Annotated in this window: 18 protein-coding genes and 1 pseudogene; all 19 read left to right on the top strand. The window is 61.0% G+C overall.

The features are described from left to right. Positions 1-145: 145 nt before the first annotated feature. The 19 genes and pseudogenes from sctW to sctC all read left to right on the top strand — a co-directional run bounded on the left by sctW (position 146) and on the right by sctC (position 14,216). Entirely contained in the window at positions 146-1,021 is an 876-nt protein-coding gene (gene sctW / locus V6F78_RS08770; protein WP_047296036.1) for a type III secretion system gatekeeper subunit SctW, read from the top strand. Next, positions 1,002-1,277, top strand: coding sequence for a TyeA family type III secretion system gatekeeper subunit (locus V6F78_RS08765; RefSeq protein ID WP_332726964.1), 276 nt, complete (start codon positions 1,002-1,004; stop codon positions 1,275-1,277). The genes sctW and V6F78_RS08765 overlap by 20 nt, the downstream gene beginning before the upstream one ends. Before the next feature lie 9 nt (positions 1,278-1,286). After that, positions 1,287-1,658 carry a type III secretion chaperone SycN gene (gene sycN / locus V6F78_RS08760; protein WP_332726963.1) on the top strand — a complete coding sequence of 124 codons (372 nt, stop codon included), beginning with the start codon at positions 1,287-1,289 and terminating at the stop codon, positions 1,656-1,658. Further along, a complete protein-coding gene (locus V6F78_RS08755) occupies positions 1,655-2,020 on the top strand; it encodes a YscX family type III secretion protein (RefSeq protein ID WP_048375378.1) in 366 nt (121 codons plus the stop codon). Before sycN ends, V6F78_RS08755 begins: the two co-directional genes overlap by 4 nt. A 5-nt stretch (positions 2,021-2,025) precedes the next feature. Next, positions 2,026-2,358 carry a tetratricopeptide repeat protein gene (locus V6F78_RS08750; RefSeq protein ID WP_047278264.1) on the top strand — a complete coding sequence of 111 codons (333 nt, stop codon included), beginning with the start codon at positions 2,026-2,028 and terminating at the stop codon, positions 2,356-2,358. Further along, a complete protein-coding gene (sctV, locus tag V6F78_RS08745; RefSeq protein ID WP_094990212.1) occupies positions 2,351-4,474 on the top strand; it encodes a type III secretion system export apparatus subunit SctV in 2,124 nt (707 codons plus the stop codon). Before V6F78_RS08750 ends, sctV begins: the two co-directional genes overlap by 8 nt. Next, on the top strand, positions 4,471-4,905 hold the full coding sequence (locus tag V6F78_RS08740) for an LcrR family type III secretion system chaperone (RefSeq protein WP_047278268.1): 435 nt from the start codon (positions 4,471-4,473) through the stop codon (positions 4,903-4,905). Before sctV ends, V6F78_RS08740 begins: the two co-directional genes overlap by 4 nt. Before the next feature lie 36 nt (positions 4,906-4,941). Continuing rightward, positions 4,942-5,226, top strand: coding sequence for an LcrG family type III secretion system chaperone (locus tag V6F78_RS08735; RefSeq protein ID WP_094990211.1), 285 nt, complete (start codon positions 4,942-4,944; stop codon positions 5,224-5,226). A 9-nt stretch (positions 5,227-5,235) separates the two neighbouring features. Continuing rightward, entirely contained in the window at positions 5,236-6,180 is a 945-nt protein-coding gene (locus tag V6F78_RS08730) for a virulence-associated V antigen (RefSeq protein ID WP_169838879.1), read from the top strand. 10 nt (positions 6,181-6,190) lie between these two features. Next, positions 6,191-6,688, top strand: coding sequence for a SycD/LcrH family type III secretion system chaperone (locus V6F78_RS08725; RefSeq protein ID WP_047296042.1), 498 nt, complete (start codon positions 6,191-6,193; stop codon positions 6,686-6,688). Further along, entirely contained in the window at positions 6,669-7,835 is a 1,167-nt protein-coding gene (gene sctE / locus V6F78_RS08720; protein WP_332726962.1) for a type III secretion system translocon subunit SctE, read from the top strand. The genes V6F78_RS08725 and sctE overlap by 20 nt, the downstream gene beginning before the upstream one ends. 9 nt (positions 7,836-7,844) lie before the next feature. Further along, positions 7,845-8,735 (top strand): YopD family type III secretion system translocon subunit, encoded by an 891-nt coding sequence (locus V6F78_RS08715; RefSeq protein ID WP_332726961.1) that lies wholly within the window; start codon positions 7,845-7,847, stop codon positions 8,733-8,735. Positions 8,736-8,858: 123 nt separating this feature from the next. After that, on the top strand, positions 8,859-9,302 hold the full coding sequence (locus tag V6F78_RS08710) for a type III secretion system chaperone (protein WP_332726960.1): 444 nt from the start codon (positions 8,859-8,861) through the stop codon (positions 9,300-9,302). A gap of 7 nt (positions 9,303-9,309) precedes the next feature. Then, positions 9,310-9,555 carry a T3SS regulon translocated regulator ExsE family protein gene (locus V6F78_RS08705; protein WP_047279435.1) on the top strand — a complete coding sequence of 82 codons (246 nt, stop codon included), beginning with the start codon at positions 9,310-9,312 and terminating at the stop codon, positions 9,553-9,555. Continuing rightward, complete coding sequence (locus V6F78_RS08700; protein ID WP_047296046.1) at positions 9,552-9,956, top strand: YscW family type III secretion system pilotin; 405 nt, start codon at positions 9,552-9,554, stop codon at positions 9,954-9,956. The genes V6F78_RS08705 and V6F78_RS08700 overlap by 4 nt, the downstream gene beginning before the upstream one ends. A gap of 259 nt (positions 9,957-10,215) precedes the next feature. Then, positions 10,216-11,028, top strand: a complete 813-nt coding sequence (locus V6F78_RS08695) for a helix-turn-helix domain-containing protein (RefSeq protein WP_047279436.1) — start codon at positions 10,216-10,218, stop codon at positions 11,026-11,028. Positions 11,029-11,213: 185 nt separating this feature from the next. Next, a complete protein-coding gene (locus tag V6F78_RS08690) occupies positions 11,214-11,981 on the top strand; it encodes a T3SS regulon anti-activator ExsD domain-containing protein (RefSeq protein ID WP_277620517.1) in 768 nt (255 codons plus the stop codon). Between the two features lie 22 nt (positions 11,982-12,003). Continuing rightward, entirely contained in the window at positions 12,004-12,426 is a 423-nt protein-coding gene (locus V6F78_RS08685; RefSeq protein ID WP_047296050.1) for a YscB family type III secretion system chaperone, read from the top strand. After that, positions 12,414-14,216, top strand: a pseudogene (sctC, locus tag V6F78_RS08680) (type III secretion system outer membrane ring subunit SctC). The gene V6F78_RS08685 and the pseudogene sctC overlap by 13 nt, the downstream one beginning before the upstream one ends.

The raw sequence follows: 14,216 nt of genomic DNA, 5'->3' as shown, positions 1-14,216 counted from the left end.
CTCGGCCGAGAGTTTTTATAAATTGGTTGGGCCAGTCGTTTAAACGGGCAGCCTAAAAAAATGCGACGGATTTTGGCAGCCGCCGCCAGCCGCGCATTTTTACAATGGCGCTCTTCTTCACAGCTGCACGAGAGCGAGTGCCTCTATGGCCAACATCCAGAACCTGCTGGCACCCACCGCGCCACGGGATCGCGAGGTCGAACCGTCGCGCAGCCCCGACCCACGCTTGAGCGGCAGTTTTCAGGGCGAGCGGGTGCACTACGTGTCCACCAGCCAGTCGATGGCCGATGCCGCTGAAGAACTGACGTTCGCGTTTTCCGAGCGGGTGGAAAAGTCACTGGCCAAACGCAAGATCAGCGACGGGCAAGCGCGCCTGAGCGAAGTTCAGGAGATGCTCGAAGAGTACCTGCACAAGGTGCCCGACCTCGACCGCCAGCAAAAACTCGACACCCTGGTGGCGCAACTGTCCAGCGGGCAGCTCACCCACATGGCGCAGCTCAAGGCCTACCTCAACAGCTTTTCCGGCGAGGTCAGCCACCAGTTTGTGGCGCTGTCGTTTGCGCGTCAGACGCTGGCCGCCAAAACCGACGCCCGCGCGCTGTTGGCGTTGATCGATCAAGCCCTGTTGCAGATGGCCGAAGAACACGGCGCCGCAATTGAAACCGGCCTGAGCATCGGCCCGCTGGCTTGTGAGGCACACGCCCAAGGGCTGGGCGAGGTGCAGGCGCTGCGCGACACCTACCGCGATGCCGTCCTTGATTACAAAGGCCTGTCTGCGGCCTGGCAGGACATTCAGACGCGCTTCGCCAGCTCCGCCATCGAAGGCGTGACGGGGTTCATGATGAAAGCCCTGAGTGCCGATCTGGACAGCCAGCAAGCTCACCTCGACCCGGTCAAGCTGGAGCGGGTGATGAGCGACATGGCCAAGCTGCGAGTGCTGTGCGGCCTGTCAGATCAGGTTCATGCGCTATGGAAAGCGTTGGTCACGGGAGAGCAAGGGCATGGCATACGGGCCTTCTGAACTGATGGGCGATCTGGTCTCACTGGTGGATAAACGCTGGGGCACGGTGCAGGACATTCAGCGCATGGGCCAGTCGATGCCGCTGCACAGCGTGGCCGAACTCATCACCTTCTACCGTGAAATCAAACGCCTGCTGCGCCTGTTGCCCATCGAAACATTTGCCGATGAGGAACAGCGGCACAACCTGCTCAACGCCTGTCAATTGGCCATGGATCTGGCCATCGATCAGGAAGAGGACGAATGGCAAGCCCAATGAGAACACAGCATGCAGTGGATTGATCAGGCGCTGACCCGGTTCTGTCAGGACATGGGCGTGGCGTTGCCGTCGCCGTTGAGTGACCTGGTGCAGCTGGAATTCGAGCACGCAGGCACCCTGCAACTGGAGCGGCATGCCCACGGGCTGACGCTCTGGCTGGCGCTGGAGCTGCCGTGGCATCAGGCGCATCAGGGCATGCTGCGCGCCCTGTCGCGCTGTTACAGCCGGGCCGCACCCCCGTTGCCGCTGCGCTGTGGCTGGGCGGGCGAATCGCGCCTGCTGCTGTTAATCACCCTGGAGGCGCGGCGGGTCACGGTGCCGGTGTTGCATCAAGCACTGCGCACGCTGATCGCCGTGCGTGAAGAAGTGCTGGCCCCGTGAGTCGCATCAGCGGCCTGCATATCGGGATCGAGCACCTCAGCGAAGTCGACAGCGCCCATGACCTGGCCGGGCTGCCCGAGCGCTATGTGTTGCCGCCGGACGGGCACAGTGTGCAGGCGCATTTCGATGCCTTGTACCCGGCCCGTCGTGCCGAACAGCAATGGCTGGATCTGGCACGCCCCTCCGGGCATTTTCACGAACTGCTGCGCCCCCAGGCGTTTCGCCAGGCCCTCGCCCAATTACGCCAGACCCTGGAAGCGTCGCCGGACCCCCACCTGCACGCGGCGGCACAGCTGATTGCCGCGCGCAGTGACGACGAGCAACTGCTGCACGTGGCGCTGAATTTGTTGCACAAGGTATGAGTGACATGAGCTTGAAACCGGTTGAGCAAACCCTGCTGTTGCTGCTCGGATGGGTGCAACTGCAATGCGCCCAACCCGGCCGCGCCCGCACGTTTTTTGAAGCCCTGCTCAGTGCAGAACCCCGCCAACGCGACGCGCGCAAGGCGCTGGTGGTGGCATTGCTGCAACTGGACCTGGGCGCCCAGGCCCAACAGCACTGCGAGCAATTGCTGGCCGACGGCGAACAGGACCCGGCACTCTGGGCCTGCCTGAGCCGTGCGCGCCAGCTGCAGGGCCAACTGGAACAGGCCCGCGCCGATTACGAGCACTTCCTTGCCCTGCGGGATACCCATGCCTGAACTCACGGAGTTTCTGACCCGCCTCGGCGCCCGTAAAGACATCATGCTGGCAATCATGCTGCTGGCGGTGGTGTTCATGATGGTGTTGCCGCTGCCGCCGTTTTTGCTGGACATCCTGATCGCGATGAACATCACCATTTCGGTGGTGCTGATGATGATGTCGGTCTACATCAACTCACCCTTGCAGTTCTCGGTGTTCCCGGCAGTGCTGCTGATTACCACGCTGTTCCGGCTGGCGCTGTCGGTCAGCACCACGCGGATGATCCTGCTCGAAGCGGACGCCGGGAAGATCGTCGAAACCTTTGGCAACTTCGTGGTCGGCGGCAACCTCGTGGTGGGCTGCATTCTGTTTTTGATCATCACCATCGTGCAGTTTCTGGTCATCACCAAAGGCGCGGAACGCGTGGCCGAAGTGAGCGCACGCTTCTCGCTGGACGCCATGCCCGGCAAGCAAATGAGCATCGACGGCGACATGCGCGCCGGGGTCATCGACGTCAACGAAGCCCGCGAGCGGCGCTCGATGATCGAGAAGGAAAGCCAGATGTTCGGCTCGATGGACGGCGCCATGAAGTTCGTCAAAGGCGACGCCATCGCCGGGCTGATCATTATCTTCGTCAACATCCTGGCCGGCATCACCATCGGCGTCACACAAAAAGGCATGACCGCCGCCGATGCCTTGCAGCTGTACTCGGTACTGACCGTGGGCGACGGCATGGTCACGCAGATCCCGGCGCTGTTGATCGCCATCACGGCGGGGATCATCGTCACCCGCGATTCGTCAGACACGTCAACCGATCTGGGCAGCGACATCGGCGATCAGGTCGTGGCGCAGCCCAAGGCATTGATGATCGGGGGCGTGCTGTTGGTGCTGTTCGGGCTGATTCCGGGCTTCCCGACCGTGACCTTTTTCGCCCTGGCATTACTGGTGGGCGGCGGCGGTTACTGGATGGTGCTGCGCCAGCGCCGTGCCGCGGCGGCAGGCGAAGCCCACGACCTGCCCACGCTGCTGGCACAAGGGGCGGGCGCGCCTTCGGTCAAGCCTCGCGGCAAGCCTTCGCCCGGCAAAACCAAGGGCGGGCGCCTGAGTGACAAGGAAGAGTTCGCCATGACCGTGCCGTTGCTGATCGACGTCGACGCCAGCCTGCAGCAGAGCCTGGAAGGCTACTCGCTCAATGAAGAACTGGTGCGGATACGGCGCGCCCTGTACCTGGATTTCGGCGTGCCGTTTCCGGGAATTCACCTGCGTTTCAATGAAGGTTTGAAGGACGGTGACTACCTGATCCAGCTTCAGGAAGTGCCTGTCGCGCGGGGCCGCCTGCGCCCGGCGCAGCTGTTGGTGCAGGAACGCAGCAGCCAGTTGGAACTGCTGGGGGTGCCGTTCGAAGAAGGCGACCCGGTGCTGCCGGGCCAGCCCACGCTGTGGGTTGGCGAAGAACACCGGCCACGCCTTGAGCGGGCGGGTTGCAGCGTGTTGAGCATGGACCAGGTGCTGACCTGGCACTTGTCCCACGTGCTGCGCGAATACGCCGAAGACTTTATCGGGATTCAGGAGACCCGCTACCTGCTCGAACAGATGGAGCACAGCTACGCCGAACTGGTGAAAGAAGCCCTGCGCATCATCCCCTTGCAGCGCATGACCGAAATCCTCCAGCGGCTGGTGGGCGAAGACATTTCCATCCGCAACCTGCGTTCGATCCTCGAAGCCATGGTGGAGTGGGGACAGAAGGAAAAGGATGTGGTGCAGCTCACCGAATACATCCGCAGCAGCCTCAAGCGCTACATCTGCCACAAGTACTCGAGCGGCAACAACATCTTGCCCGCCTACTTGCTCGACCAGCAGGTGGAGGAACAGATTCGCGGTGGCATCCGCCAGACCAGTGCGGGCAGTTACCTGGCGCTGGACCCGGCCGTGACCCAGGCATTTTTACAGCAAGTGCGCCAAACCGTGGGCGACCTGTCCGGCATGCAGAGCAAGCCGGTGCTGATTGTTTCAATGGACATTCGCCGCTACGTACGCAAGTTGATTGAAAGCGATTATTACGGGTTACCGGTGCTGTCGTATCAGGAGCTGACGCAGCAAATCAACATTCAGCCCTTGGGCAGGATTGCCCTGTGAACCGCGACCCGCTGTGTGACTGGTTCGAGCAAAGCGGCCGGGGCGTGCGCCCGCATTTTCTGCGCAACACAGGCCTTCAGTTGGGCTGGCAATTTATGTCTGGCGGTTGCGAAGTCGCGTGGCGCTGCGAGGGCGCGCGGGTGTGGATTGTGATGTTTCGCCGCCTCGACGAACGCCTCGGCCTGGCCAACCCCTTTGCACCTTTGTATCTGCTGGCCGAAGCGGCGCGCTGCGTACTACCGCCCCCGGCCTCGCTGTACGGGAATGTCGAGGTACTGGCCCACAGCCCGCTGGCGGCTGCGCGCCTGGGCCGTTTCTATCAGCGCTGGGCGGGCGCCCATCAACCGCAACCCGGCTGGTTCGAGCTGGACGTAAGCCGCGTGTGCTCGCTACAGCACATGCGAAAACGACAAAAACTCGACCGTGCCTGACAGGAAGCCGTGCGCGCTATCCCTACTATAGAGCGCATGAACAAAGACCCTGCCCCCCTCGCCACGACCGTCCAGGCCGCCCGGCTGGCCATTGAAAACAATGCCCAGCGCGGCCGCCTGCTGTCTGAAATGTGGGAAGGCCTGGGGCTGTCTCCCGAGGTGCTTGACCGGGTGTTTCGTCCCGGCCACGACCGTTTGATACAGGCCGCCGAGCAAGAGCTGCTCAAGGAAGTCGAGCGCATGCGCGCCGCCCAACGACCTGTCGCCCAAGCAGGCAGCCGCGTGCGGCGCCCTGCCCGGATGCGCGGGCTTATGGTTTAAGGACTCAGCATGAGCATTTCCCATTACAGCAAAACCACGCCGTTTCTCAGCGACCTGAACGGTGCGTCGCTGGACCAATTGCGCGGCAAAGACACCCGCGCGCTGGCCGACCTGCAGCAGACACTGGGCAGGCTGAATATCCGCGTCACCCATGACGGCACGCCCCTGACCCCGGAGCAGATGACCAAAGTGCTGGCGTATCTGTTGCCACCCCAGGCGCAGGTTGCCAACGGCTGGTACGCGAGCCAGACCCAAAGCGGGCTTGAGGCGGTGAAAAAGACCCTGGCCGCTTACGCCAAGGCGCACCCTGCCACGCCATGGCCGCTGAGCGATTTTCTGGCGCTGACCCATGCCGACCTGACATCCGACACGCTCGACGATGACGTGATTGACGTGTACGTCGCCGTCATGGAGCAACAGGACGCCAAGCGCCTCACGCTGCGCGACGAGTTGACATCGCTGACCGGCGAGCTGTCGATCTACAGCGTGGTGCAGGCGCAGATCAACGCGCGCTTATCCTCCAAAAGCGCCATCAACATTGAAGACACCTCAGCCACAACCGGCCTGAACCTGCTGGACAAGACGCTGTACGGCTACAGCGAGGACAGCCGCTGGCTGAAAAGCGCCGAGTACGCCTTGTTGACCGGGATGGACACCGGCAAAGGCAAGACCCGCATCAGCATCAAGGACTTTTTGAGCGGCGTGCCCAAAGAAAGCGGCGCCATCAAGGCCGTCGATTTGAAGCGCGACTACCCCTTCGAAAAAGACAACAACCCGGTCGCCAACCTGGCCACGACGGTGGGTGATCGCGCGCGGCCGCTGAACGACAAAGTGAGCGAAAAAACCACCCTGCTCAATGATGTCAGCTCGCGCTACAACGCCGCCATCGAAGCGCTTAACCGCTTTGTGCAAAAGCACGACAGCCTGCTGCGCGACATTCTCAATGCCATTTAAAGGAACGCCCATGACCCAGCCCACCCAAGACGCCTGCGAGCAGGAAATGGAAGCGTTTTTGCGCGACGGCGGCACCCTCGCCATGCTCAAGGACGTGTCGGCCGACAGCCTGGAGCAACTCTATTCGCTGGCGTTCAACGACTATCAGGCCGGCAAATGGGACAGCGCCCACAAGGTGTTTCAGGCGCTGTGCATGCTCGACCATTACGACGTGCGGTTCTTCCTCGGGCTGGGCGCATGCCGTCAGTCCATGGGGCAGTTCGAGCTGGCGTTGCAGAGTTACAGCTATGGCGCGGTGATTGACGTCAACGAGCCACGATTCCCGTTTCACGCTGCTGAGTGCCACCTGCAACTGGGTGATCTCGACGGAGCCGAAAGTGGCTTCTATTCGGCCCGGGCCCTGGCCGCAGCCCAACCTGCACACGCGGCGCTGGCCGAGCGTGCAGGCGCATTACTGGAAGCCGTCCTCATCAGAAAGGATCAACACCATGATTCCATCAGCGATTGATCGCGTCGGGCTTAATCCGGGGGCAGTTCCGGCTGCCGAACCGGTCAGGCCCCCACGTGCAGAACGCGAACACGACGTCACCGTCAGCCGGATCCAGGCTCAGGCTTGGTCCGCTGTCCCGTCGCAGGGTGTGCAATTGCCCGCCCCTGCTCCCGGCGTTGCCCAAAGCCTGCAACCGCAGACGCTGGCCAACATCAAACAGTGGGTCAGCACGGTCATTCACGACAGTAGCCGCCTGACACAACACCTGCTTGTCGAAGTACCCCGCCTGGCCGCGGCGCACCTGAGCTCGCCGCAAGCGTTCGAGATTGAACTGTCACGCATCACCGGCGAGCTGGAAAGCGCGCAAAAAGCCAACAAACTGGAAGACATCAAGCGGGCGCGCGAGCAGAACCTGCAGAAGATGGATGACAACCAGAAGAAGATTCAAGAGTCGCAAGACGCTGCCAAAGAAGCCCAGAAATCGGGCCTTGCAGCCAAGATTTTTGGGTGGATCAGCGCTGTGGCCTCGATCATCGTGGGCGCAATCATGGTCGCCACCGGCGCGGGCGCAATCGCCGGCGCCTTGATGATCGCCGGCGGGGTCATGGGCATGGTGTCCCAGTCCGTGCAGGCCGCTGCGGCGGCGGGCTTGATCAGTAAAGAGACGATGGAAAAACTCGGCCCGGTGTTGATGGGCATTGAAATCGCCGTGGCCCTGATGGCCGCCGTGGCCAGTTTTGGCGGCACAGCAGTGGCGGGCGTGGCCAAACTGGGCGCCAAGATGGGCACCAAAGTGGCAGAACTCACGGCCACGATTGCCAGCAAAGTCACTGCATTTGGCAGCAAGTTCGGCACCGTGGCGAGCCTGTCCATGTCCCATGGCGCCAAGCTCGGCGTGCAAGTGGCCGACGTCACGCTGGACGTGGCCAACGGCGCCTCTCAGGCCGTCAACAATGGCTATCAGGCCCACGCAGCCTTGCGTCAGGCCGACGTGCTGGAGAACCGCGCAGAGCTGACCGCGTTTCAAGCTGCGATCGACACCCTGCGCGAAGAACTGACCCGCATGATCGAGGCGTTTACCCAGGTCATGGAACAGATTTTCCAGATGATCAACGCCAAGGGCGACCTGCTGCATAACTTGTCCAGCCGCCCTGCGGCCATTTGAGGAGCCCCCATGATGATTGATATGAGTGTCAGCCCTCGGGCATTGAGTAACGTCGCTTCCAGCGGCCCGGTTGAAAAGAGCGCTGCCCCGGTGAGCCGCGAGACGGCTCACCGGGCCGCCGATGTGTCGGCCCCTGCCACCTCACCGGCGGGCAGCATCGAGCTGGTCAAACCCGCACAACAATTCAACCCGGCCACGTTGGGCAAAGTCACCCGCGAACTGGACACCACCATTGAGCTGATGGTGTTGCTGTTTCGTATCGCGCAAAAGGCCCGCGAACTGGGCGTGCTGCAACGCGACAGCGAAAACACGGCGATTATCGAGGCACAGAAATCCCAGGTCACCGAGATGCGTTCGGGCGCCAACCTGATGATTGCCATGGCAGTGATCTCCGGGATCATGGCCGTCGGCACGGCGATCATCGGCGCGGTGGGCGCGAGCAAAAATGGCAAGGCCATCAAGCAGGAAGGGCAACTGGAAAAGTCCATTGCCGGGCGCAACGAACTGATCGACGCCAAGATGCAATCACTGGGCAAAACGTCGGACGCCGATCGCAAAACCGTCGGCGCTGTTTGGGCGCAGGCCCAAGAGTTCGATAGCAGCCTGCTGACTAAAACCGGGAAAAAAATAGACACCCGCAATACCACATACCAGGCGATGAACAGCGTTAATCAGTCACTGGGGCAGATGGCCAATACTTCGGTACAAGTCAGGCAAGGTGAAGTTCAGGCCAACGCCAAAGAGGACGAAGTTGAGGCTTCAATTGCACAAAGTCGCAAACAGATAGTTGATGAACAATTGAGTTATAACTCTAACTCCATGAAAGAGCTGATTCAGACACTTCATGAACTTTCTCAGAACTACGTAGCCGCCTGGAAAGCAGCGGCGGCGATTGTTTGATCGATTGATGCGAGTAAGAAAAAAGCCACTGAGATGTGGCTTTTTTCTTAAAAGATAAGTCTACCAGTGACAAAATCAGGTTGTGGCCTGGTGCTAGCATTCGCCTGGTACGAGGAGACAAGCATGGATTTAACGATCAGGGTTAATCGGCAGCTGGCCGAATTTGCCAATCGCAGTGGGTTGCCCGCCTTGTCGCTCGACGCAGACGGGGTCGCGACGTTGCTGTTTGATGAACAGTTACACGTGACGCTGGTGCTTTTGGGTGGCCGTGATCGGCTGGTCATGGAAGCCAATGTGGCCGGTCTGGACACACTGGGGGAAGGCATCTTCCGTCAATTGGCGAGTTTTAATCGCCGCTGGTATCGGTTCGACCTGCATTTCGGGTTTGACGAGCAAACCGGTCAAGTGCAGTTGTACGCCCAGTTGCCAGCCGCCGAGCTGACGCTGGAAAACTTCGAGCGCACGTTGGCCAACCTGCTTGACCACGCCGAGTTCTGGCAGCAATTGCTGCCCGGCCACGTGTGTGTCACGCCGCCGCCGGCCCAGCCTGCAGGCATGCGAGTGTGAGCCTGTGATGAAGATCGAAAGCGCGGGCATTGCGCCGTTATCCGCGAATGAAGGCCCGACAGAGGCGGGACATTTCAACGGCCGTGCGCTGACGCCGGGGGCCAACCCCGCTCAGGCGCAGATCACGTTGGCCGAGCTGCTGGACTGGCTCGGCACCGAGTTGCAGACCAGCCCTCACAGCGAGCAACGGCTGCAACGGTTACTGGACGGCGACATCACGCCCTTGCATGAGCGCCGGGTTCGGTTGCCATGAAGCGCGCGGCGATGGGCGCACTGCTGGTCAGTGCCTTGTCGGGGTGTATCAGCCAGCCCGCCGCCCCTGCACACACGCTGGACCTCACAGGGAACGTGAGCAGCCGCCTGGTGTTGACTCGGGCGGCTTATGTGCGTGTTCGCCTGTATGAAGTGGTGGCCGGGCAACCGCGAATGGTCGCGAAGTCGGACTATCGGGTCAGTGCCCTGCCGCTGGGGTTCAGTTTTCACGTCCCCGCTGCGACGGATCGCCAGTGGTTGATCAGAAGTGAGTTGGCGTGGTCCGAGGCCGGTTCGGTTCAGGCACGCGGGTGGCGGCAGGTTGTGCCCGGCCAAGCGGCGCAGCTGCAGTTGACCCCTTTAACGTGCTATCCGAACTGCCGGATACACACACCTTGGTAACACCGTGTTGTAAGTCTGGTTATAAATAATTAAACGATTTCGGCACGCAGCCGAAACACCAACAGTTCGAATCATATTGAGCGGTTCATTGAATAAGAGTAATTATTCTAAATTTGAATAATTACTCTTATTCATGACCTGGCTTGCTTTCAAGAATTTGCTCTATGCGAATGACCGCATGTGCATGGAGATAGAGTGTGCTCATACGTCTGTCAGTAATGACGCGTCAATACGCCGCACACGTTCAGGATCACTACCTATGCAAGGTGCCAGTTTACGTGGCCAACGAATAACGCAGTGTCGATGGTGTATGCCCACCTTCGAATTCAAGTCCAACCCCGAAGAAGGAATTGCCGTACTTATTGAAGGTGAACTGATTGTTCAAGATGTCTGCACCACGTTGCGTATTGCGCCCGGTGAAATGATATTTGCCCGACGCGGTAATTACGTCGTGAGCACTGAAGGTCAGGAGAGTCGCATTCTGTGGATTCCGTTAACGGTTACGCGCTTGCAAAGTTTTATACAGCGCTTCGGCGCGTTGCTCAGCGAAGTTGAGCGCTGTGAAGAACCCAGCAGCGGGATGATCGCGTTTGCCAGCACCCCGTTGCTGGCCGACTGTGTCAAAGGGATCAAAGCATTACTGGAACACGAGCACCCGCCCGCTCTGGCGGTGTTGCGCATTGAAGAGTTGTTGATGCTGTTTGCATTCAGTCCGCAGGGCCCGGCCTTGATGGCCATGTTGCGCCAGCAGGGCAACCGGCAAGTGGAGCGGTTGCAGGCGTTCATGGAGGCCAATTATTTACAGGAGTGGCGCCTGAGCGAATTCGCCCGCGAGTTCGGCATGGGCCTGACCACGTTCAAGGAGTTGTTCGGTTCGGTCTACGGCGTCTCGCCCAGGGCCTGGATCAGTGAGCGGCGCATTCTGTACGCGCACCATTTGCTGCTCAACAGCGAGATGAGCATTGTCGACATTGCCATGGAAAGCGGGTTTTCCAGCCAGTCGTATTTCACCCAGAGTTACCGTCGTCGATTTGGCTGTACCCCCAGCCGTTCGCGGCAGGGCAAAGAATAGCCCCGGACTAAAAAAAACTGACGTTTATTGCAAGTCACTCGCGCCACTCACCCGTAAGATTGACCCGCAACGCAGGCCCCTGATGTGCGTGTCACGAAACAAAACAGTCAAGGCAGAGAATGAGCCAGGAAGACCCTAATCAAAGTCCCCGCCAAGGGATGTTCGCCGGCCGGCGCGTCTCTGTCGTGAGCCAGGATGCTCGTGCGCGGGGAAGTGTCGCCGGTTGTATTTCGGGCAAGATTTACCGTGATAGCGACATCATCAGCGCCCGGCAACTGATGCTCATGCAACGCCTGTTGCCCCGCGAGCAATTGGAGCAACTGTTTCAATCCCATTGGTTACAGCAGCGTCTGGCCCGCGGTATGGCCCTGGAACGCGGGGATGTGCAGTTGGTGTTGCGCAAGGCCAGCGAACAAGGCGAGAACTGGTGTAACTGGCTGGGCGACCGCATCAACCTGGCCTGCCCGCAAACCCTGATCGACTGGGTATTGCTGCCGGTGTACAGCTGGTGGGAAAGCCTGTTTGACGAAGCCATTCCCAGCTGGCGCGCTTCGTTGATCGAGTTCGAAACCCAGTCGCGGCAATTGCGCATCAAGGCGCAATTCTGGCGTCAGGCCACCGATGCCGACCCGCAACTGGTCGACGAGGAGCTGCAAGCCGTCGCTCGCCGCCAAGCTGAAACCGAAATCGAAATAGCCGCGCTGGCACGCAAGCTGGGCGCCATTTCCGAACAGGCCCGCGCAGCGTGGCCCAACTGGCATCAAGGCGTGGCCGTGCTGCTGGCCGATGGCAAGCTGGACGGTTTTTCACCGGTGCCGCTGGCGCTTATTTCCCTGTGGGAACCCCTGATCAGGCTCGACGCAGACGCCAACGCTGCCGACGCCGTGCAGCACTGGCTGCACGAACGCAGCCTGTGTCAGGCCCAGGATCACTTTTACTGGCAAGGCGCCTGACCAACCGCGGCACTGAGGACTCATGGAACGTTTACTGACTGGATTGGCCGCGCGAACCGGCCAAGGGCCTTTTGTTGCCGATCAAACGGGTGCCTACCACCTGCGCATCGATGGCCACAGCCTGTTTCTGGCCCGCCAGGGGACAGACCTGATCGTCCATAGCCCGCTGGACTGGCAAGCCCGTGCCGACGCAGCGGGGCAGCGCGAGGTGTTGCGCGACGCGCTGGAACACGTGACCCGCTGGAGCCGCCACTACCCTCAAGCCCTGGTGCTGGACGAGAACGACCACCTGCTGCTCGAAGCCCGCCTTGAGTTCGCCTCCCTTGAGCTGGATGAACTTGAGCGTGTGCTGGCAGCGCAGGTGGGCATTCTTGAGTCCCTCAAGCCCGGTTTGCAGCAGGCTGAGCGCCCACCGCAGTGGACACCCACCTTATGGCGCCCATGAAGTGGCTGCGCGTTGCCGCCTGGCTGCTGGTCAGTGCCGCCTGCCCCGCCACGGCTCAGGAACTGGACTGGGCGCCGGTGCCTTATCACTACGTGGCGCAGGGTGAAAACCTGCGCGATGTGCTGATTAACTTCGGGGCTAACTACGACAGCCCGGTGATTGTCAGCGACAAGGTCAACGATCAAGTCAGCGGCCGTTTCGACCTGCCTACGCCACAAGCCTTTTTGCAACAGATGACCGCGCTCTACAACCTGATCTGGTACTACGACGGCGCGGTGCTGTACGTCTTCAAAAGCACGGAAATGCAGTCGCGGCTGATCAAGCTCGAACAGGTCACCGAGTCCGACCTGCAAGAGGCGTTACAGGCCGCGGGCGTGTGGGAGCCGACATTCGGCTGGCGTTCGGGCGGCGATGGACGGCTGGTCTATGTGTCAGGCCCGGCCCGATACCTGGAACTGGTAGAGCAGACCGCGCAGGCGCTGGAACAACAATCCACCCTGCGCAGCGAAAAAACCGGCGACGTGTCGGTGGAAATCTTCCCACTCAAATACGCGTCGGCCGAAGACCGCCAAATCAAGTACCGCGAAGACGACATTCAGGCGCCGGGCGTGGCCACCATTCTGGCCAACGTGCTGGGTGACGCCAATGTGGTGTCGGTGGACGGCCAGGCGAACGGCAGCCGCGCACCGCTGCGCTCCGGGCGCGCGGTGATTCAGGCCGAACCGTCATTGAACGCGATCGTGGTGCGCGACAGCGCCGAACGCATGCCCATGTACAAACGCCTGATTGAAGCGCTGGACCGGCCTTCGGCGCGCATCTAAGTCGCGCTGTCGATTGTCGACATCAACGCCGAAAACCTTGCCGAACTCGGGGTCGACTGGCATGTGGGGATTGGGCTGGGGCCAAAGAAAGTCATCGACATCCGCACCAGCGGCTCCGGCGCACCCGGCGCGCAAGCCCCTGGCGCAAGCCTGGTCGACAGCCGCGGCCTCGACTTTTTGATGGCCCGCGTCACCCTGCTGCAAAGTCAGGGCCGCGCTCAGGTGGGGTCGCGCCCGACCTTGCTGACGCAGGAAAACACCCTCGCGGTGATCGATCACAGCGAAACCTATTACGTGAAAGTGACCGGCGAGCGCGTCGCTGAACTGAAGTCCATCACCTACGGCACCCTGTTGAAAATGACCCCGCGGGTGGTTCAGCTAGGGGAAAAACCGGAGATCAGCCTGAGCCTGCACATCGAAGACGGCAGCCAAAAACCCAATAGCTCCGGCCCCGAAGGCATCCCCACCATCAACCGTACCGTGGTCGACACCGTGGCCCGCGTCGGCCATGGCCAAAGCCTGTTGATTGGCGGGATCCACCGCGACGAACTCAGCGAAGGCGTGCGCAAAGTGCCGTTACTGGGGGACATTCCGTACCTTGGCGCCTTGTTCCGGTTTCAGTCCAACACCGTGCGGCGCTCGGTGCGCCTGTTTCTGATCGAACCGCGCCTGATTGACGACGGGCTGGCCCATTACGCAGCCCTGGGCAGCCAACGGGGCTACCTCGACGGTTTGCTCAATGTCGATCAACTGTCCAACCAGAGCCTGGAGCTGGCCAACGCGATTGGCGCCACACAGTGCCAGGCGCTGGCCACCGCGCAATGGCTGCAAAACACACTGCAACAGGCGGGCAAAAGCTCACGGTTGTCCGCGTGTCGCATGGACGGCGAAAGCCGCGGCTGGCGCGTGATTGAAGGCGCGTGCGATGACGCGGCAACGCACTGCGTTCGCCCGCTGAAGCGCCCCTGA

Source organism: Pseudomonas sp. ESBL9 (assembly GCF_036668715.1).
Classification (GTDB): Bacteria; Pseudomonadota; Gammaproteobacteria; order Pseudomonadales; family Pseudomonadaceae; genus Aquipseudomonas; species Aquipseudomonas lundensis.
The sequence above is the reverse complement of the archived record's forward strand: the minus strand, read 5'-3'. Positions and strand labels throughout refer to the sequence as shown.

What these genes read in the sequence shown, in the direction of transcription:
- sctE (WP_332726962.1), top strand. Translation starts at nt 6,669, where the DNA reads ATGATTCCATCAGCGATTGATCGCGTCGGGCTTAATCCGGGGGCAGTT.
- V6F78_RS08725 (WP_047296042.1), top strand. Translation starts at nt 6,191, where the DNA reads ATGACCCAGCCCACCCAAGACGCCTGCGAGCAGGAAATGGAAGCGTTT.
- V6F78_RS08685 (WP_047296050.1), top strand. Translation starts at nt 12,004, where the DNA reads ATGGAACGTTTACTGACTGGATTGGCCGCGCGAACCGGCCAAGGGCCT.
- sctW (WP_047296036.1), top strand. Translation starts at nt 146, where the DNA reads ATGGCCAACATCCAGAACCTGCTGGCACCCACCGCGCCACGGGATCGC.
- V6F78_RS08695 (WP_047279436.1), top strand. Translation starts at nt 10,216, where the DNA reads ATGCAAGGTGCCAGTTTACGTGGCCAACGAATAACGCAGTGTCGATGG.
- V6F78_RS08765 (WP_332726964.1), top strand. Translation starts at nt 1,002, where the DNA reads ATGGCATACGGGCCTTCTGAACTGATGGGCGATCTGGTCTCACTGGTG.
- V6F78_RS08750 (WP_047278264.1), top strand. Translation starts at nt 2,026, where the DNA reads ATGAGCTTGAAACCGGTTGAGCAAACCCTGCTGTTGCTGCTCGGATGG.
- sycN (WP_332726963.1), top strand. Translation starts at nt 1,287, where the DNA reads ATGCAGTGGATTGATCAGGCGCTGACCCGGTTCTGTCAGGACATGGGC.
- V6F78_RS08715 (WP_332726961.1), top strand. Translation starts at nt 7,845, where the DNA reads ATGATGATTGATATGAGTGTCAGCCCTCGGGCATTGAGTAACGTCGCT.
- V6F78_RS08710 (WP_332726960.1), top strand. Translation starts at nt 8,859, where the DNA reads ATGGATTTAACGATCAGGGTTAATCGGCAGCTGGCCGAATTTGCCAAT.
- V6F78_RS08705 (WP_047279435.1), top strand. Translation starts at nt 9,310, where the DNA reads ATGAAGATCGAAAGCGCGGGCATTGCGCCGTTATCCGCGAATGAAGGC.
- V6F78_RS08730 (WP_169838879.1), top strand. Translation starts at nt 5,236, where the DNA reads ATGAGCATTTCCCATTACAGCAAAACCACGCCGTTTCTCAGCGACCTG.
- sctV (WP_094990212.1), top strand. Translation starts at nt 2,351, where the DNA reads ATGCCTGAACTCACGGAGTTTCTGACCCGCCTCGGCGCCCGTAAAGAC.
- V6F78_RS08735 (WP_094990211.1), top strand. Translation starts at nt 4,942, where the DNA reads ATGAACAAAGACCCTGCCCCCCTCGCCACGACCGTCCAGGCCGCCCGG.
- V6F78_RS08700 (WP_047296046.1), top strand. Translation starts at nt 9,552, where the DNA reads ATGAAGCGCGCGGCGATGGGCGCACTGCTGGTCAGTGCCTTGTCGGGG.